22 protein-coding genes are annotated in these 19,922 nt (G+C 31.9%); 2 read left to right on the top strand and 20 right to left on the bottom strand.

Translation table 11 applies throughout. The features are described from left to right. Positions 1-10: 10 nt before the first annotated feature. From atpG to BUA82_RS00450, 19 genes are all read right to left on the bottom strand, one after another. Complete coding sequence (gene atpG, locus BUA82_RS00540; protein WP_073003791.1) at positions 11-865, bottom strand: ATP synthase F1 subunit gamma; 855 nt, start codon at positions 863-865, stop codon at positions 11-13. Positions 866-887: 22 nt separating this feature from the next. Then, entirely contained in the window at positions 888-2,408 is a 1,521-nt protein-coding gene (gene atpA, locus BUA82_RS00535; protein WP_073003790.1) for a F0F1 ATP synthase subunit alpha, read from the bottom strand. A 10-nt stretch (positions 2,409-2,418) separates the two neighbouring features. Then, a complete protein-coding gene (locus tag BUA82_RS00530; protein WP_073003789.1) occupies positions 2,419-2,958 on the bottom strand; it encodes a F0F1 ATP synthase subunit delta in 540 nt (179 codons plus the stop codon). A 1-nt stretch (position 2,959) separates the two neighbouring features. Continuing rightward, positions 2,960-3,439 (bottom strand): F0F1 ATP synthase subunit B, encoded by a 480-nt coding sequence (locus BUA82_RS00525; RefSeq protein WP_073003788.1) that lies wholly within the window; start codon positions 3,437-3,439, stop codon positions 2,960-2,962. Between the two features lie 71 nt (positions 3,440-3,510). Continuing rightward, positions 3,511-3,750: an ATP synthase F0 subunit C gene (gene atpE / locus BUA82_RS00520; protein ID WP_073003787.1), complete on the bottom strand. Its 240-nt coding sequence runs from the start codon at positions 3,748-3,750 to the stop codon at positions 3,511-3,513. A 19-nt stretch (positions 3,751-3,769) separates the two neighbouring features. Beyond that, the gene (locus tag BUA82_RS00515; protein WP_073003786.1) at positions 3,770-4,450 is read right to left on the bottom strand and encodes a F0F1 ATP synthase subunit A; all 681 of its coding nucleotides are present in this window, start codon (positions 4,448-4,450) and stop codon (positions 3,770-3,772) included. A 1-nt stretch (position 4,451) separates the two neighbouring features. Continuing rightward, entirely contained in the window at positions 4,452-4,823 is a 372-nt protein-coding gene (locus tag BUA82_RS00510; RefSeq protein WP_073003785.1) for an ATP synthase subunit I, read from the bottom strand. Between the two features lie 521 nt (positions 4,824-5,344). Then, on the bottom strand, positions 5,345-6,526 hold the full coding sequence (locus tag BUA82_RS00505; RefSeq protein WP_073003784.1) for an acetyl-CoA C-acetyltransferase: 1,182 nt from the start codon (positions 6,524-6,526) through the stop codon (positions 5,345-5,347). 158 nt (positions 6,527-6,684) lie between these two features. Further along, positions 6,685-7,833 (bottom strand): non-hydrolyzing UDP-N-acetylglucosamine 2-epimerase, encoded by a 1,149-nt coding sequence (wecB, locus tag BUA82_RS00500; protein ID WP_073003783.1) that lies wholly within the window; start codon positions 7,831-7,833, stop codon positions 6,685-6,687. A gap of 26 nt (positions 7,834-7,859) precedes the next feature. Then, positions 7,860-8,900 carry an MraY family glycosyltransferase gene (locus tag BUA82_RS00495; RefSeq protein WP_143148542.1) on the bottom strand — a complete coding sequence of 347 codons (1,041 nt, stop codon included), beginning with the start codon at positions 8,898-8,900 and terminating at the stop codon, positions 7,860-7,862. A 165-nt stretch (positions 8,901-9,065) separates the two neighbouring features. Then, a complete protein-coding gene (gene upp / locus BUA82_RS00490; protein WP_073003781.1) occupies positions 9,066-9,695 on the bottom strand; it encodes a uracil phosphoribosyltransferase in 630 nt (209 codons plus the stop codon). Positions 9,696-9,718: 23 nt separating this feature from the next. Then, positions 9,719-10,168 (bottom strand): ribose 5-phosphate isomerase B, encoded by a 450-nt coding sequence (gene rpiB / locus BUA82_RS00485; RefSeq protein WP_073003780.1) that lies wholly within the window; start codon positions 10,166-10,168, stop codon positions 9,719-9,721. A gap of 41 nt (positions 10,169-10,209) precedes the next feature. Then, positions 10,210-10,662: a low molecular weight protein arginine phosphatase gene (locus tag BUA82_RS00480; RefSeq protein WP_073003779.1), complete on the bottom strand. Its 453-nt coding sequence runs from the start codon at positions 10,660-10,662 to the stop codon at positions 10,210-10,212. Positions 10,663-10,671: 9 nt separating this feature from the next. After that, positions 10,672-11,724 carry an L-threonylcarbamoyladenylate synthase gene (locus BUA82_RS00475; RefSeq protein WP_073003778.1) on the bottom strand — a complete coding sequence of 351 codons (1,053 nt, stop codon included), beginning with the start codon at positions 11,722-11,724 and terminating at the stop codon, positions 10,672-10,674. A gap of 43 nt (positions 11,725-11,767) precedes the next feature. Beyond that, the gene (locus tag BUA82_RS00470) at positions 11,768-12,493 is read right to left on the bottom strand and encodes a ZIP family metal transporter (protein WP_073003777.1); all 726 of its coding nucleotides are present in this window, start codon (positions 12,491-12,493) and stop codon (positions 11,768-11,770) included. A gap of 72 nt (positions 12,494-12,565) precedes the next feature. Then, positions 12,566-13,141 carry a hypothetical protein gene (locus BUA82_RS00465; RefSeq protein WP_073003776.1) on the bottom strand — a complete coding sequence of 192 codons (576 nt, stop codon included), beginning with the start codon at positions 13,139-13,141 and terminating at the stop codon, positions 12,566-12,568. Between the two features lie 60 nt (positions 13,142-13,201). Further along, the gene (gene prfA, locus BUA82_RS00460; RefSeq protein ID WP_073003775.1) at positions 13,202-14,287 is read right to left on the bottom strand and encodes a peptide chain release factor 1; all 1,086 of its coding nucleotides are present in this window, start codon (positions 14,285-14,287) and stop codon (positions 13,202-13,204) included. Between the two features lie 75 nt (positions 14,288-14,362). Continuing rightward, complete coding sequence (gene prmC, locus BUA82_RS00455; protein WP_073003774.1) at positions 14,363-16,111, bottom strand: peptide chain release factor N(5)-glutamine methyltransferase; 1,749 nt, start codon at positions 16,109-16,111, stop codon at positions 14,363-14,365. A 14-nt stretch (positions 16,112-16,125) separates the two neighbouring features. Further along, positions 16,126-16,737 (bottom strand): thymidine kinase, encoded by a 612-nt coding sequence (locus BUA82_RS00450; protein WP_073003773.1) that lies wholly within the window; start codon positions 16,735-16,737, stop codon positions 16,126-16,128. Positions 16,738-16,919: 182 nt separating this feature from the next. On the opposite strand from BUA82_RS00450, the gene rpmE reads away from it, so the two are divergent. Further along, the gene (gene rpmE / locus BUA82_RS00445; protein ID WP_073003772.1) at positions 16,920-17,132 is read left to right on the top strand and encodes a 50S ribosomal protein L31; all 213 of its coding nucleotides are present in this window, start codon (positions 16,920-16,922) and stop codon (positions 17,130-17,132) included. A 174-nt stretch (positions 17,133-17,306) separates the two neighbouring features. Further along, complete coding sequence (locus BUA82_RS00440) at positions 17,307-18,419, top strand: MGDG synthase family glycosyltransferase (RefSeq protein ID WP_073003771.1); 1,113 nt, start codon at positions 17,307-17,309, stop codon at positions 18,417-18,419. A gap of 30 nt (positions 18,420-18,449) precedes the next feature. Here the strand turns inward: BUA82_RS00440 and rho are convergent, their stop codons facing one another. Continuing rightward, positions 18,450-19,832 (bottom strand): transcription termination factor Rho, encoded by a 1,383-nt coding sequence (gene rho, locus BUA82_RS00435; RefSeq protein WP_242948915.1) that lies wholly within the window; start codon positions 19,830-19,832, stop codon positions 18,450-18,452. Positions 19,833-19,922: the final 90 nt, after the last annotated feature.

Below are 19,922 nucleotides of genomic sequence, written 5' to 3'. Positions count from 1 at the left end.
GGCCTCCTTTCTATTTCTGAGCTTCTGCGCCACCCACTATTTCAGATATTTCTTGAGTGATTATGCTCTGTCTTATTCTATTAAATCTAGTTTTTAGCTCTGACAATAAATCATCAGCATTTTTGGTAGCTCCATCCATAGCTGACATTCTTGCACTCTGTTCACTGGCTTTTGAATTTATAAGACAGTTTAAAATCTTAGCTCTAAGATTTAAATTGAGTACATCTTCCACAATATCTTCTACCTTTGGTTCAACTATATAATCTTCTTCTATTTCTTCATTTTCCATGGTTATAGGCAGTAAAGTTTCTTCTGTAACTATTTGCTTCACAGAGTTTAAAAACTTTGTATATACTATTTTCACTTCTCCCACAGCACCACTTTTATAGAGGTCCATGGCATGCTGGCTTATGGTTCTAACTTCCTTCATTGTGGGAATATCCGGTAAGTCAACATATTCAGCTACTGTTTGATATCCCAGCTTATTAATATAACCTATACCTTTTTCTCCTACTACTATTATTTGAGGTGAATATCCTTTAAGAGCGATATTATCTCTAAAATAATTAATTACAGAAACGTTAAATCCTCCACTTAGACCCGCATCTGAAGTGACGATAATGTATAAGATATCCTTATCTTCATCACCTTGAAAAAATATATTTAGGGTTTCTTCTGGAAGTTTTGATAATACTAAATCTTTAGTTTCAATAACGCTTTTATAATACTCTTCATTAGTCTTCAAAACTTCCTTTACTTTTCTTAATTTTGAAGTGGCAACAAGTCCCATGGCTCTAGTTATCTTTCTTGTATTACTTATAGATTTAATCCTTCTTTTAATTTGAACAAGTCCAGCACCAGCCATAAATCCACCTCCTGTATATTAACTAATCTACTAATTCTTTTAAGAATACTTTCTTAAATTCTAATATTGCTGCTTCAAGCTTTTCTTTCAGTTCATCGCTTAATATCTTTTTAGAGGATATTTCTTTACTAATATCTCTATGATGTGTATTCATATATTCAAGCATTGCTGCTTCAAATCTTCTAATATCAACAATTTTTATATCTGACATAAAATCATTTACTGCTGCATATAAAATAATTATCTGTTCTTCCACTGGCATAGGTTTGTATTGATCTTGTTTTAAAACTTCTACCAATCTCTTACCTTTTTCTAATCTTCTTTGAGCATCTTTATCTAAATCTGATCCAAATTGGGCAAAAGCAGCCAATTCTCTATATTGAGCTAGCTCTAGCCTTAATGTTCCTGCCACTTGCTTCATGGCCTTAATTTGAGCATTTCCACCCACCCTAGAAACTGAAATACCAGCATTAACCGCTGGACGCTGACCTGCATAAAAGAGTTCTGTTTCTAAGAATATTTGACCATCTGTTATAGAAATGACATTAGTAGGTATATATGAAGTCACATCTCCTGCTAAAGTTTCTATTATAGGTAAGGCTGTAAGTGAACCTCCACCTAGCTCTTTAGATAGTTTAGCCGCTCTTTCTAACAATCTAGAATGTATATAAAATACATCTCCAGGATAAGCTTCTCTACCAGGTGGTCTCCTAAGAAGCAAGGACATAGTCCTATATGCTACTGCATGTTTTGACAAATCATCATATATTATAAGCACGTCTTTTCCTTTATTCATAAAATACTCACCAATACTACAGCCCGCATAAGGAGCTAAGTACTGTAATGGGGCAGAATCAGAAGCTGTAGATTCTACTACCACGGTATAATCTAATGCTCCCATTTCTGTAAGGGTGTTAACTATATGAGCAACAGTGGATTGCTTTTGCCCTATAGCTACATATATACATACCACATCCTTACCTTTTTGATTTAATATGGTATCTAGAGCTAAGGCAGTTTTACCTGTCTGTCTATCTCCTATTATTAGCTCTCTTTGACCTTTACCAATGGGTATCATTGAGTCGATGGCTTTTATACCCGTCTGTAAAGGTTCATTCACCGAGCTTCTTTCTATAATGCTAGGAGCGGGTATTTCAATGGGTCTCATACCATCATTTTTTATTAGTCCTTTTCCGTCCACAGGTACTCCTAATGAATTTACAACACGACCTATAAGTGCATCCCCCACAGGTACTTCTACTATTTTGCCAGTTCTTTTAACTACATCCCCTTCTTTTATATTTTTCTCAGGGCCTAAAAGAACACAGCCTACATTATCTTGCTCAAGATTTAAGGCCATACCATAAATATTATTAGGAAATTCTAAAAGCTCTCCTTCCATACACTCATCTAAACCATATACTCTAGATATACCATCTCCTATTTGTATAATGGTACCTGAGTCAACGGTTTTAATCTTCTTCTCATACCTTTGTATTTCTCTTTTAATGATTGATGTTATCTCTTCAGGTTTTATATTCATAGCTTCACCTCTATTCTGATTTTAGAGTTAATTCTTTCATCTCCTGCAATTTTGATCTTAAAGTCCCATCTATAACGTCGTCTCCCACTCTCACATACACTCCGCCTAAGATGCTTTTATCAATTTCTTCATAAAAGATGATTTTCTTCTTATATTTATTTTCAAGTTTTATTCTAAGCTCTTCTAATTCATCTTCTTCAAGGGGTATTACGCTCTTAATATTAGCCTCCAATGTATTGTTCTTTTCCAGATGAATTTTTTCCAGTTCTCTTAATTTTTCTTTTAAATATAAAATTCTATTTTTCTCTATAAGTATGAGTAAAAACGAAAGCAAATCTTCGTCTATCTTACCCTTAAATATATTAATAAATGTACTTTTCTTCTTAGAAGTACTGATTTGAGGGTGCTTAATAACATTTTGAAGATCTTCGTTATTGTATATAATATCGCATATTTCTCTTAAATCATTTAAAAACTCTGGAACCTTGTTCTTTTCTTCAGCAGCTTTATAAAGAGCTAATGCATACCTTCTATCTAAGTATTCATACATACTAGACACCCACCTTAGAAATGAAATCCTTAATTAATTTTCTGTGCTGATCCTCATCAATAACTCCCTCTAGAGCTTTTAAAGAAATTTCAAAAGCTAAATCTACAACTTGTGACTTAACTGCTTCTTCAGCCTTCTCTCTTTCACGTTTAATCTCCAAGTTAGCTCTTTGCATAATTAAATCTGCTTCATTGTGAGCATCCTCCACTATTTCATTGTATACTTTCTCTGCATTTTCTTTATATTCTTCCGTAATTGCTTTTCCTTGTTCTTTAGCGATCTTAAGAAGCTTTTCATTTTCTAGCATAAGGTTTCTTGCTTTTGCAGCATCCTGCTGGGATTTTTCAATATTATTCTTTATTCTTTCTCTTCTTTCTTTTAAGGCTTTAGTAATACGCTTAAAAAAGAAATGGGACATAATAAAATAAAGAATAATAAAATTAATTATAGACTCTATCACCACAGACTTATCTATATTCATATAATCACCAAAGCCCCCTTCCAGGCTCAAATTTTAATAGTGCCCTTTGGGGCACTATAACATGACTTTTATTAGCTTATTACTCTTATAAGTAAAATTGAAACTAGCAATCCATAAATTGCTGTAGCTTCTGCAAATCCACAACCAATTATTAAAGCTGATAAAATTTTACCACTGGATTCTGGTTGTCTTGCAATACTTTCCACAGCTTTTCCTGTAGCGTTTCCAATTCCTATTCCTGCTCCAATACCTGTTAATACTGCAATTGCAGCTCCTATAGCCGCCATAGCTGAAACAAAATCTCTTCCCATTATAAATTCCTCCTAAATTTTAGTGTTCTGATATCAATTTAATATTAATCATTGTAAGCATTGTAAATATAGCAACCTGTATAGCTCCATCAAATATGTCAAAATAAAAATGTAAAGCTATAGGTAATCCTAATGCAGCCACAAACCCAATACTATTTAGTGCTTGGTATACTAATTCCACTATTACCGTTCCTGCTGTTATATTTCCAAATAATCTAAGGCTTAATGATACAGGGAGCATAAATCTTTCAACTATATTTAAAGGAAGCATAGCTGCAAAGGGTTTACCATATCCCAGGAAATAATGAAATATACCAACTTTTTTAATGGCTGTGGCTTGTACTATGAAGAATGTTATTATACCTAATGAAAGGGTTATACTTATATTTTGGGTAGGTGGTTTTATGCCGATAAGTCCTGTTAAATTCATTATTAAAACATAAATTATCACTGTTCCAATAAATGGTACAAACCCCAGGTACTCCTCTCCCATATTTTCTTCTACCAGCTTAGAAACAGTTTCCACAAAAACTTCTGAAATATTCTGCATTTTATCTGGCAAGGGTTCAATTTTCTTGGTCATAAACATGCCAAGCACTGTTAAAAATAAGATTATACCCCATTGCGTAACAATTTCTAGAGTTATTAGAACAGGAAAGCCACCTATATAAAAAGTGTATAAAGGAGCCACTTCTTCCAAACTATTCACTTCCTTTCTTAATAAATATTACTCCATAGATTAAAAAGGAAATATAATGTACCGTAAATCCAAACACAAAAATCAAGCTATATGATGTATTTATGAAGGTTAGTATTGCTCCTACTGATGCAACAACTAATATTCTAACAGCATAGCTTACATATACTATAATTTCCTTGTTATTAGATTTTATAACCTTGGAAGTAATAAATGTTGAAGTTATGAAATTACCCATAGAAAGTAATAAACCTAAGTCAAAAACCAAAGCCATATCATAACTTTTAAATAAAATAATGATGGGTGATATTAGCAATAATAATGCAATATCAATTAATGAAACTTTCTTAATAAGGTTAGTTAATTCTTTTTCCATATGTGACATCACCTAAAAAAATCATGTGATAATTATATTACTATAATAAATAAAATATAAAATGGAATTTAAAGCAATATAAGGCCATAATATAAGCTATATCCCTAGCAGGTGCATAATTTCCGGCTTTTTCTTCAGTATCCTTTTAGTAGTTATTATTTACATTAAGTATGCTACAAATTCATTATTACTATTCATTTTTCTAATATATCTGAATATTTGATTATAATACTTTGTATGAATGTTTACGTTTTCTCTTGTGTGTAAAAATTTACATTTTGCCAAAAATACATTTTTAGCAAAATAAATTTTTCATTAGTAATTATTCTTATTATATTTTATTGTACTAAATTTGAATCCAATAACATTGATTTATGCAAAAATTTTATAAACAATTCAAATAGTATTATAAAATAACCTGTAATATATCCACATATTAGTTAAATTTATGTATAAAAAATCAGGTAGTACTATTTTGTAGTACTACCTGATCTTTTACTTATATATTTTTGCGACAAATTTTATAATCTTTCAACTATTAATGAGGTACCCATACCTCCACCTATACAAAGGGTAGCAAGTCCTTTTTTAGCATCTCTTTTTTCCATTTCATGAAGCAATGTAACTAGTATTCTTGCTCCTGAAGCACCCACTGGGTGTCCTAATGCTATTGCACCACCGTTAACATTTACCTTGTCCATATCAAATTTCAAATCTTTAGCTACTGCTAAACTTTGTGCAGCGAAAGCTTCATTTGCTTCTATAAGATCTAGGTCTTCCACAGACATATTAACCTTTTCCAAAGCAACTTTTGTTGCATGGAATGGTCCATATCCCATAATGGATGGATCTAAACCTTTTGAACCGTAAGAAACTATTTTTGCAAGAGGTTTTATTCCTAACTCTTTAGCTTTTTCTGCGCTCATAATAACAAGGGCAGCAGCACCATCATTTATTCCAGATGCATTACCAGCTGTAACTGTTCCATCCTTTTTAAATGCAGGCTTAAGTTTTCCTAAACTAGCTTCTGTGGCACCGAATCTTGGGAATTCATCTGTGTCAAAAACTATTGGATCACCTTTTCTTTGAGGAATTTCTACAGGAACTATTTCATCCTTAAATCTTCCTTCTTTTATTGCTTTTTCAGCTTTGTTTTGAGATTTAACTGAAAAGGCATCTTGCTCTTCTCTTGTTAATCCCCACTGCTCAGCGATATTTTCAGCAGTAATTCCCATATGATATCCATTGAAAGCATCAGTAAGAGCATCAAGAATCATAGTATCTACTAATTTTCCGTCACCCATTCTTTGTCCCCATCTAGCATTTTTAAGTACGTATGGAGCCAATGACATATTCTCTGTACCACCAGCTATAATTACGTCTGCATCTCCAAGTTTAATCATTTGAGTAGCCATAGCTACAGTTCTTAAACCAGATCCACAAACCATATTAATTGTTGTTGCAGGAACTTCCACTGGTAAACCAGCATTTACTGAGGATTGTCTTGCTACGTTCTGCCCTAACCCTGCTTGTATTACATTACCAAAAAGCACTTCATCTACCTGCTCTGGTTTTATCCCTGCCCTTTTTACTGCTTCTTTTATTACTATACTACCTAAGTCTGCTGCAGATACGCTCTTAAGGCTCCCTCCGAAGGATCCAATAGCAGTTCTTACAGCACTTGCGATAACAACTTCTCTCATTTTACAACCTCCTAAATAAATATCTATTAATTTGTATAAATTGCCCACCTCTATAATTATAGCATTTTTATATTTACTAGCAAATAAAGTTATATGTTAAAAAATAGCTTAATAGCACATTACAGCATATTACATTGTTATTTTTTTAACTATCCTCGTTATTTGAACTCTTTTATTTCTATATCCTTTAATCCAAAATAATTTATTATAGCATCTGCAATTCTTTTTGAAGCTTTACCATCTCCATAAGGATTCACAGCTTTCTTCATGTGCTCATATTCTTCTTTATTATTTAGAATTTTATTAGCTTCTTCTATTATTACTTCTTTATTTGTGCCAACTAATTTCACAGTGCCAGCCTCAATTGCTTCTGGTCTCTCAGTTACATCTCTTAGCACCAAAACCGGTTTTCCTAAATGAGGTGCTTCTTCTTGAAGTCCGCCTGAATCTGTCATAACCATAAAACACTTATTCATAAGATTATGTGTTTCTCTAGTATCTAAAGGAGGTAATAAATGTACCTTCTCTTTTTTATCTAGATGTTTATATACCACATCTTTTACCACTGGATTAAGATGTACCAAATAGACCAATTCCACATCTTCATTTTCTTCTATAACTTTGTTAAGAGCATAACAAATATTTTCTATACCCTCACCCCAATTTTCTCTTCTATGGGCAGTTATCATTATAACTTTTTTATTTTCGTAATCTATATTGTTAAGTTCTTCTGTTTCAAACTTATAATCTTCTTTTACAGTATGGCACATAGCATCAATAACCGTGTTACCAGTAACTATTATATCATTTTCACAAACACCTTCCCTAAGAAGATTTTCTTTTGATCCTGGTGTAGGTGCAAAATGAAGATCTGCAATAGCCCCTGTGAGTTTTCGATTCATCTCTTCTGGAAATGGAAAGTACTTATCGAAAGTCCTTAATCCTGCTTCTACGTGTCCTACTTTAATTTTTTGATAAAATGCTGCTAAAGCTCCACCAAAGGTTGTGGTGGTATCTCCATGAACCAATATCATGTGTGGCTTTTCCTTTTCAAAAACCTCTTCTAAACCTTCTAAAACCCTATTAGTTATTCCTGTAAGGCTCTGCTTATCTTTCATTATATTGAGGTCATAATCAGGAACTATATCAAATAATTCCAAAACTTGATCAAGCATTTCCCTATGTTGAGCAGTAACGCATACCTTTGATTCAAATTCCTCCCTATTTTCTAGTTCTTTTACTAAAGGAGCCATTTTAATTGCTTCTGGTCTCGTTCCAAATATAGTAAGTATTTTAATTTTGTTCATTTTGTCCTCCTGTTGATTTGGTGTTATTAATCTCTATTCTTAAAAAATCCTGATTTGTATGCTAGTATGACAATAAATACAACTACACCTAATAATAGAAAATATGAACTAATGGTGCTTATTTCCATTGCAAATATTGAAATAGCACCTAAAATAGCACTCATTATATACATTATTGTAACAACCTGTCTCTGAGTAAGCCCTATGGCTAATAGTCTATGATGAATATGTCCTTTATCTGCTTGATATATTGGTTTCCCATTTATTTTTCTTCTTATCATTGCAAATATTGTATCATATATTGGAAGTCCTAAGGCTAAAATAGGTACTACTATAGAAAAGGCTGCTGCCGACTTAATAGTCCCTTGTATAGATATTGACGCAAGCAAAAACCCTAAAACCTGTGCTCCATTGTCACCAAGAAAAATATCTGCAGGATTAAAATTAAACGGAATAAATCCAATAATAGCACCACTTAATACCGCTGTAAATAACGAAGCTGATTCTCTACCTGATAAAATAGAAATAAAGAACATAGTAATACAAGCTATCAAAGATATTCCTGAAGCTAATCCATCTAATCCATCCATTAAGTTTATTGCATTAGTCACTCCAACTATCCATACAATAGTTAAAGGTATAGAAAATAACTTTATACTTATATAAGTATCTTTATAAAAAATAAAGGGATTAGTAACCTTTTTAATTACTACACCAAAATAAATTACAATAGCTGCTGAAATGATTTGAAATAATAGCTTCTTATATGGTTTTAAGTCAACTATATCATCTAGTAATCCACCTAATAATACCACTAAAGCACCAAGTAGTATACCGATTTCATCTCTTTGTATAGATCCCCTTCGCATAATTAAAATAGTAATAATAAATGCTAAATAAATCCCAACACCGCCTAATAAAGGCATGGGATTTTTATGTATTTTTCTTTTGTCTTTTGGAATATCTAATATATTCAATTTAATAGAAAGCGTCTTCATTATGGGGGTTAATATAAAGGATAAAGTAGCGGAAATCAGTATCCACATAAAGTAATTCTTCATATTCATCATCCTAAATCAAATGTTTTTTAGGGTCTGGTGCAATTTAGATATAAAGTGATAATTATATGACTTTTAAACATAATCAAGATAATTATACATTACCATTTTATGAAAGTAAACATAGTGCAAAGACTAAAAGTTACACTTTTAGTCTTTGCTTAAAGGTTTAATTTATTTTGTTCCGAATAATCTGTCTCCAGCGTCACCTAAACCAGGAACTATATATCCATTTTCATTAAGTTTTTCATCAATGGATCCAAGATATATATCTACATCAGGATGAGTATCTTGCACTAGCTTAACTCCTTCAGGAGCTCCTATTAAACAAACCAATCTTATGTACTTAGCGCCTTTTTTCTTAAGAAGTGTTATAGCATCAGCTGCAGAACCACCTGTGGCCAGCATTGGATCTACTACAATCACATCTCTTTCAGAAATATCTTGTGGTAGCTTGCAAAAGTACTCTACAGGTTGAAGCGTCTCTTCATCTCTATATAAACCAATATGACCTACTTTTGCAGCAGGTATAAGCTTAAGCATTCCATCTACCATTCCTAAACCAGCTCTTAATATAGGCACTATAGCCATCTTTTTCCCCGCTAGCACTTTACATTTAGTTGTGCATATTGGTGTATCTATATTTATTTCTTCTGTTTGAAGATCTCTAGTAACCTCATATGCCATAAGCATTGCTACTTCTTCTACTAATTCTCTAAAATCCTTAGAACCTGTATTTTTATCTCTTATAAATGCTAGTTTGTGCAATATTAATGGATGTGCAATTTGTGTAACTTTACTCATTATCTTATTCCCCCTAAGCTTTTTTACTTTTGATATTTTTTCTCTATATCAGAGATTTTATTAATTCTTCTCAAATGCCTATCGCCTTCAAATTGGCTATTTAAGAAGGTATCTACTATTTCTAATGCTAATCCTGTTCCTATTACCCTTTCACCCATGGTAAGTATATTGGCATTATTATGCTCTCTACAGGCATGAGCACTAAAGGTGTCATGACATAATGCTGCCCTAACTCCTGCTATTTTATTAGCTGCTATACCAATGCCTATACCGGTACCACAGATTAATATCCCTAAATCGTATTGTTTTGCGGCTACAGCTTCTCCCACTTCTAATGAAATATCAGGATAATCACAAGACTCCTCACTAAAAGTACCAAAATCCTTATATCCAATTCCTTTTGCTTTAAGATGTTCAATAATTTCTTTTTTTAATCTAAATCCACCATGGTCACTGCCAATTGCTAGTTTCATTGAATACACCTCCATATTTATTAAAAAAAGAGATAGTAAGCCTATAAACCTCTATCTCTCTTTATTTTTTCCAATAATAAATCTATTTTGTTTTCTAAATCATTATAAGTTTTTTTATAGATTTCAAAGCTGCCGCCGAAAGGGTCTACAATATCACCTTTAACGCCGACATATTCGTTTAAAGTAAAAGTTTTGTCTGAATACTCTAAGTAATTTAATTTTAATATATCCTTCATATAATCAGTCATAGTTAAAATTAAATCAGCTTCATTAAGTAAATCTTTAGTTAATTGTACCGCATTTCTAGAACGGATATCTTCATTTAAATTATCAAGAACTAACTTAGCAGCATGTAAGGAAGCTTTACTTCCACTAATAGCAGAAAGTCCAGCTGAAACAGCTTTAACATCTTTCATAGAATTTTTACTGTTAAAAATTGATTCTGCCATAGCACTTCTACAAGTATTACCCGTGCATACAAATAAAACTTTCATGTTGCCCTCCTAATCAATCTTAATAATATCAAAGCCTGCAGCTTTTGTAAGTCTATTCATAATAGCAATTCCCAAGCCTTCTCTAATAAAAGACTCTGATAGAATAATATCTACATTTTTATCATCAAAGGTCCTTAAAGTTTCAAAGAGGTTTTTTGCTATTTCTTGAAGATTTGCCCTGCTGCCTAAAGATATAACCTCTCCCACCTTATAATAGGGAAGAGATTCATCTGTAGCCATTATGCCTACCTTTAAATTTTCGTCTATATAATTTAACACCATTTCGTTGATTTTTTCAATAGTTTTTTGAAAATCTCCTTGGATTATTTTTAACTTTGCCTTAGGAGCATAATGTCTATACTTCATTCCTGGAGCTTTTGGCTTTAAATCTTCCTTGGGTTTATTCATTATAGCTGCATCTATATATATACTATCATTAATACTTCTTAACATTTCTAAAGTTATTGCCCCAGGCCTTAGTATACATGGAGGATTTACAGAACAATCTACAATAGTAGATTCTAATCCAACTCTACTCTCTTCTCCCCCAAGTATGTAATCCACTCTTCCATTTAAGTCCTCAATACATCTTTGAACATCTGTAGGACTAGGTCTACCGCTTATATTAGCTGAAGGAGCAGCTATAGGTACCCCACTAGCTTTAATGAGCTCTAATGCAATCTTTGTGTAAGGCATCCTTATACCTATAGTGTCAAGACCAGCGCTGGTAACTGAAGGGACAATATCAGATTTTTTTAATATCACAGTAAGAGGCCCTGGCCAAAATTCATCTATAAGCCTTTTGGCTATATCAGGTACTTCCTTAGCATATTTATTTATATCTTTATCAGCCACATGAATTATAAGTGGATTATCTTGAGGCCTTCCTTTAGCTTCAAATATTTTTTTTACAGAAACCTCATCAAGAGCATTAGCTCCCAAACCATAGACCGTTTCTGTAGGAAAAGCCACCAAGCCTCCTTTTTTAATAACCTTTGCTGCTTCATTAATAGCTTCATAATTAATATTATCTTCTTTTATTATTGCAACTTTTGTATCCAAAATATTCACTTCTTTCGCTTCTAATTCACAAGATTAAAATAATCTAAATTAAGTTTATCATTATAAAGCCCAATGTCAAACCAATTATAACACTTAATGTATTAAGAATTCCTGACCATAATTTGTTGGATTCAGGTATAAGCTCTCCAAAGACTACATACATCATTATACCAGAAGCCAAAGCAAGGCTTAAACCAAGATAGAAATCAGAAATTTTTCCTGTCATTACTCCTAAAGCCGCTCCTAAAGCAGTGGGTAGTGCTGTTAAAAATGCGTAAATTATTATTTTGCCAACTTTTACATTAGATGCCATAAGGGGGGCAGTCACTGCTATTCCCTCTGGTATATCATGTAAAGCGATTATAATGCTCATCTGAACGCCTAAATTTTGTTCTACCAAAAAACCGCATCCCATTATAATACCTTCAGGAAGATTATGTAACATCAAACCTAGGGATGTTATTATAGCCACCTTCATATAATTGCCAGTTTCCATACTTTTTTTTTCAGTAATTTTTTCAATAAGCATAACTATTCCTATACCTATGGAGTAAAATATTACAGTAAATAATATATTCGTCTTATTTATAGCTTCAGGAATAAGTTCAAATACCACTACAGCCAGCATTAACCCACCAGCAAATCCCATAATAGTCCCTAAAAGCTTTTTGCTTGGATTTCTTACAATTACCCCTATGGATGCTCCTATCATAGTTCCTATAAGAGAAATGCTCATAGCTAAAATAATTATTGAAAAATATTTAAACATAAAAAAACCCCCTTAATGTGCATATTAAATCTTATTTGCAGCATAAGAGGAATATAACTAATAGTATGTATTTTAATATCTTATCTTTTTTAAGTTTGATATGCTATTTTCTGTAAAAACAGCCTTAACACAATTTTTAAATAACGCTTCAAGGAGCTCATATTTTAAGAACCCGCCTTTTTTAACTACAAAATAATAATATTCAAATTCTGGATCTATATGCTTTATTTTTATATATTCATGAGCTGCTAAAGGGTATTTTTTTAGAAAGTTCTCCGTTATAGGTTTAAAAAATTTATTTCTAAATTTTTGTGTAGTTAATACGATGATCTGAAGATCTTCATAGTCCTTTTCAGTATGTATACAAACAACCTTATCACAAAGTATGTTATATTTCTTTTTTAGCAAACCAATTTTTAATATCATCTTATTATTGCTTAAATTAAATTCTAAAGTCCAATTATCTTTAGCTAAAATAATTGCAACAAATATCAATATTTCTATAAAAATCAGATAGCTTACAAAAAACAACTCTGTTTTTCCAGTTATATATACAATTAAAGGTAATGAAAAAAATAATATTGTCATTAAAATAATAAATCTTTTATATGACTTTCTTTGCTTTTCATAAGCTTTATAAATATCCATTTTACACCTCAGAAAGTAAAATATATTTAAAGCCTTACATAATTATGTAAGGCTTTAATATTAGAATCCACCAACATTTCCCATAGCTTTCATCTTTTCAGCCTGATCATATGTTATTAATGAATTAATCATCTCGTCTAGATCTCCATTTAGAAATGATTCTAATTTATAAAGGGTTAACCCTATCCTATGATCTGTTACTCTCCCTTGAGGATAATTATAAGTTCTTATTCTTTCACTTCTATCCCCGGTTCCAACTTGACTTTTTCTATCTTCAGCTATGCCTGCAGATCTTTCTGCCTCAGCTTTTTCATATAGTCTTGCCATAAGAACCTTCATAGCTTTTTCTTTATTCTTAAGCTGAGACTTTTCATCTTGGCAAGACACCACTAGTCCTGTAGGAAGGTGTGTAATTCTAACAGCGGAATCTGTGGTATTAACACACTGTCCACCATGGCCAGAAGCCCTAAATACATCTATTCTTATATCTTTTTCGTTAATATCAATGTCTACATCCTCTACCTCTGGAAGTACTGCTACAGTGGCAGTAGAGGTATGAATTCTGCCGCTAGACTCAGTATCAGGAACTCTTTGAACCCTATGAACTCCGCTTTCATACTTAAGTTTGCTATAGGCCCCAACGCCTTTAATCATAAACACAACTTCTTTGAATCCGCCTATATCTGTTTCATTTGTACTCATGAGTTCAACTTTCCATCTTTGGTTTTCAGAGTATCTAGTATACATCCTAAATAGGTTTGCAGCAAATAAAGCAGCTTCTTCTCCACCAGCTCCTCCTCTTATTTCTACAAATACGTTTTTATCATCGTTAGGATCTTTAGGAAGAAGTAGTATTTGAAGATCTTGCTCTAACTTTTGCTGTCTTTCTGTTAGTATATGAAGTTCTTCTTGAATCATATCCTTCATATCTCTATCGCTTTCTTCATTGAACATCTCTTTGCTAGTTTCTATTTCATCAAGTATGTTTTTATACTCTCTGTATTGATTTACCACAGTTTCAATATCAGAATGCTCCTTACATAATTTTTGCCATTCCTTTTGGTTTGCCATTATGGAAGGATCACTGATTTTCACCGATAACTCATCATACTTATTTTCAATAAAATTAAGTCTATCAAGTATCATCTTATCACTCCGTATATATTTTTCTCATAGTTTTATATTATAACATTTTTCTTACCAGTAATCAATATAAAATATTTATGGAACTTCTCCCATTACCACCCTGGAGTTCCCTGCCAAATCGGTGAAACTCCTTATATTTGAGAACCCATTTTCCTTTAAGATTTTAATAACCTCTTCCCTTTGGTCATGACCTATTTCATAGGCTAATATCCCTCCCTTTTTAAGAAGGTTAACTGATTGCATAGTAATCTTTCTATAGAAATCCAGACCATCTATTCCTCCATTTAAAGCAATATGCGGTTCGTAATTTTTTACATCCTCCATCAAAGTATCCATAACAGCTTCTCTTATGTAAGGGGGATTAGAAACAATTATATCATAGGATTCTTTATTAATTAATGCTTCTTCTAATAAATCACTTTTAATAAATTTAGCTCTAGGGTACAAATCAAATTTTTCAATATTTCTTTGGGTTACCTCACCAGCTAGCTCAGAAACATCTATACAGTGAACCTTTATGTTATTTCTATAGTAAGCCAGGCTAACTCCAATAGCACCACTGCCACAGCATACATCACATAAGCTTAATTGATTATCTTCTTCTATGCACTCCAAAACTTTTTCAACTAATATTTCAGTGTCAGGTCTCGGTATTAAAACTCCGGGTTTTATAAAGAAATCAATACCCATAAACTCACATTTTTCCAATATATATTTAATAGGCATTTTTTTCTTTCTCATTTCTATAAGTTCAAAGTACTCTTCACAATGATATCTATCTATTTCTTCTTCCCTATGGGTAATTAAATATATTTTTTCCTTACCAATTACCTTACCCAAAAGCAGCTGACTGTCTAATAAATAGCTTTCAACACCTGCATTATTAAGATCTTTACTTCCTTTATCTAATAAAGATCCTATAGTTTCCTTAATACCCTCTGCAGACTTTAAAGCCTCTATAGCCACTTCAATCTGAGAATCATCTGGCTCTCTAGTGGTTAAAAGCTGAAGCTTCAAACCTGGAGCAGCAAATATTCCTGCTAATTTACTCTGGCTCTTTCCCATCCATTTTATTATTTCAAAGGTAACTCCTGAAACTAAAGGTAAAAGTACGATTCTCCACACTAATCTTTGCCATAAGGATGCCCATCCAGTAAAGGAAAAAATCACTATACTTACTATCATCACCAAAAACAAAAAGTTTGTTCCACATCTAGGATGTAGTCTAGGGTACTTTTTAACATTTTCTACTGTAAGCTCTTCCTCATTTTCGTAACAAAATATAGTTTTATGTTCAGCGCCATGATATTCATAAACTCTATTTATATCATCCATTCTTCCAATAAAATAAATATAGGAAAGAAAAATAATTATCCTTATTACGGCCTCAATTAAATTAAGCCATAATACCCCTAAACCAGCTTTTTTAAATAATGATGTCAACGCTGTAGGTAAAAGAAAAAATAAAGCAACAGATAATAATATGGATATAAAAAGAGTAAAACCTAATATTATATTATCTCCCTTTTCTTTAAATCTTTCATTAAACCATTTTTCAAACTTTGAAGGCTCATCATCTTCTTCATAAAATGAAGCGGAAAAATTTAAAGATTTTAATCCTATCATTAATGAATCAATTAAACTTACAAAACCTCTTATTATAGGCACTGATAAAATCTTATTCTTTTTAGTAATAGGCAATCTTTTTTCAAATTCTACTTGTATTCTACCATCTGGCTTTCTAACTGCAGTGGCTGTGCCTTTAACCCCCCTCATCATAACGCCTTCAATTACGGCTTGACCGCCTACTTGAGTATTTCTCATATATAATCCATCCTTTATTTGCTTAATTGCTTATCCATTTCTGATTCCTTTAGATATTTAAAATAGCATTGTCCACATAAAGATTGATATTCTACATTATCTATAAGGTCAATAGCCACTTGTTCCCCTTTAAATACATATTTCCCATTTATCTTTCTACCATTTAAAACAGCCTTTCTTCCACAGGTACATATAGTTTTCATCTCTTCAATGCTATGAGCCAATAGCAAAAGCCTCTCACTGCCTTCAAAACCATTCATTAAAAAGTCTGTTCTAAGGCCATAACAAATTACAGGTATATCTAATAAAACTGCAATTTTAAATAATTCATCAATATGATGCTTTTTAAAAAATTGAACTTCATCTGCAAGTATACAATGGATGTCATCCTGTTCATCCTGAAGTTTTTTTATACTATCATATATATTCTGTTCATCCCTTATAACAAGATCCACAGACCTCTCTACTCCTAATCTTGAAAGAAGCTTATCTCCACCTTTTTTATCTGTCATGGGTTTTATAATAAGTACTTTCATACCTCTCTCTTCGTAATTATATGCCACTTGCATTAAGCTAGTAGATTTCCCTGAATTCATCGCTCCATATCTAAAATAAAGTTTTCCCATACTAACTATACATCCTTTCAATGTCTTAAATAATACTATTATGATTATATCATTTAACCTACCTTATAAAAAGCAGAAATTATATTAAAACACTCCGCTAATATCTTGACTGTATTTATTAAATCGTGTTATACTAATGAAGTTATAAATAAGGATTTTTAATCTTGAAAGAGGTGAAATAAATGAGAGAAGGCATACACCCAAATTATAATCATGACGCAGTAGTAAAGTGTGCTTGCGGTAACACTTTTACCACTGGTTCTATAAAAGATGAGTTAAAAGTTGAAATATGCTCAAAATGCCATCCTTTCTTCACTGGAAAGCAAAAAATTGTTGACGTAGGTGGAAGAGTTGAGAGATTCAACAAGAAGTTTAATCTTAAAAACGAAAAATAATCTCTGCTAATGGGAAAGACATAGTCTTTCCCATTAAGTTTTCATTTCCTTAATTCATTTCCTTAATTCATTCTTAAGTAATTCTTAATAATTCCATTTTTCCTTTACAAGATTTATATAAATGATAAACTAATTATATAATATAATAATTTTTATATGGAGAGTAATGCGAAAATGAAAAAGGTATTAATATTGACTACATCCACTGGACAAGGGCATAATCAAGCTGCTGATTCATTAAAACATACCTTTGTTAAAAATGGCTTTGAAGTTATAAAATATGATTTTTTAGATAATAATAGTAAATTTTTAACCAAGTGTATAGTTGGAGGCTATGAATTATTAGTATCAAAAACCCCCAAAGTTTATGGTGGCATATACAAAATCACTAATTTTTCAAATATAAATTCTAGTTTAAAATTAGCTTTTTTGCGCACAGTAAACAAAGTTAATGATTATATCTCTAAGTGTAATCCAGATATAATTATAGGGACTCATCCCCTTTCCGTTAATATAATCGCATCTTTAAAAAAGCAAAAAATGATAGATATTCCCTTCATATCCATAGTAACGGACTTTAAAGCTCATTACGCTTACATAAGCCCCTATGTAGATGCATACATTACTGCTAGTGAATATACAAAGCAAAAAATGTCTGAAGGAATTATACCTGAAAATAAAATATACCCCTATGGAATTCCCATTAAGCAAGAATTCTTTTCAAAAGAGGATGCTTTTTTAAGGATGGAAAGAGACGATTATTTCAATATACTTCTCATGGGAGGAAGTATGGGACTTAATAATATATTCTATGTCCTTGAAGAATTAATGAAGAATACAAACAAACTTAGGATTACCGTGATATGCGGCAACAACTCTGAACTTAAGGAAAAATTAGAAGAGCATTATAAGACGACACCAGAGTATAAAAAGATTCATATTTTAGGTTTTACTAAAGCTGTATCTTCCCTTATGGAACTTTCAGATGTAATAATTTCAAAACCTGGAGGGCTAACATCATCAGAATCTTTAGTGAAAAATTTACCTATGATTATACCTTTTGCCATACCAGGGCAAGAAACAGAAAATGCTGAATTTTTATCCTCCATAGGATGTGCGATTTACGAGCCTAATTTAAAAAATCTTAACCCTAGGTTAAATGAACTTATAACAAATCCTAAAAAACTTCAAGATATGAAAGATAATATAGAAAAGGTTGCTAAACATTATTCCTTAAACGAAATAGTAACCTTATCAAATAAATTAATTGATACTTATAAGAAGTAAAACAAGCTCTTTGAGAGCTTGTTTTATTTTTTATAAGTTGTTTTTTTGGAATACATTAATAAATTCTTTATTACTATTAGTTTTTGAAAGCATATTAATTAAGTTTTCTGTAATAGTATCAATATTTCCATCCCTGTACATGATTTTTCTAATACCGAAAGCTACTTCTTTTTCATCATCTCTTAAAAGAAGATCTTCTTTTCTTGTACCTGATTTGTAAATATCTATAGCTGGGAATATTCTTCTTTCTTGAAGCTTTCTATCTAAGTGCACTTCCATATTTCCTGTACCTTTAAACTCTTCAAATATCATGTCATCCATCCTACTGCCAGTTTCCACTAAAGCTGTAGCTAATATAGTTAAACTTCCACCTTCTTCAATATTTCTAGCGGCTCCAAAGAACTTTTTAGGCATCACTAATGCACCGGGATCCAGCCCTCCTGATAGAGTTCTTCCCGTAGGTGTAATGGTAAGATTATATGCTCTAGAAAGTCTAGTAATACTATCTAATAATATTACAACATCTTGACCCATCTCTACTACTCTTTTTGCTCTTTCCAGCACCATTTGAGCAACCTTAATATGATTTTGTGGTTCTTCATCAAAGGTAGAATATATTACTTCTCCATTAATAGACCTTTTCATATCTGTAACTTCCTCTGGTCTTTCATCTATAAGAAGAACAATAAGTTTTATATCGGGATAATTGTGCGATATGTTTTGAGCTATCTTTTTTAGAAGTGTAGTTTTCCCTGCTTTAGGAGGAGCAACTATTATACCTCTTTGCCCTTTTCCTATAGGACATATTATGTCCATAAGCCTTGAAGAGAGATCTTTTTCATTGTTTGTTTCTAATCTTAATCTTTCTTGTGGATAAATTGGTGTAAGATATTCGAAAGGCTTTCTTCTCACTGCCTTTTCAGGATGCTCGCCATTTACCATTTCAACATATAAAAGAGCCTTAAACTTTTCTCCTTCTTTGGGTAGTCTAACTTTGCCTTCCACCTCATCCCCTGTTTGAAGATTGAATCTTCTAATTTGAGAAGGAGAAACATACACATCGCCATCACCACTTAGGTAGTTTTTACATCTTAAAAATCCAAAGTTATTATTTTCTTGGATTTCTAAAACTCCACGAGCTTTTTCCGAATCATTAATCATTTCTTTAAGCTTTTCTTTCTTCTCCTCACCATTTTGCTGTATAGCCTCTACATTATTTGAGGATTCCTTAACTTCTTCCTGAGGCTTTACTTGTATTTTGGGAGAAATCTTTTCAGTAAGCTTAACACCAGCTATTTCTACAGTTTTAGGAATATGTTTTTTTATTTCCTCCTGTAACTCACTTTTCTTTAGCTTTGAAATATTTTTTAACCCCAAATTTTTTGCAACATCTTTTAATTCTAACAATGTCATATCTTGAATATTATCTAAATTCAAAATATCACCTCCATAATAAAATACTAAAGCGGACACATAGTATATAGGGATTTAAAATAGGTTTAA

The organism is Clostridium amylolyticum (assembly GCF_900142075.1).
GTDB classification, from domain to species: Bacteria; Bacillota; Clostridia; order Clostridiales; family Clostridiaceae; genus Clostridium_AA; species Clostridium_AA amylolyticum.
This window is presented reverse-complemented; position numbering and strand designations above follow the sequence as displayed.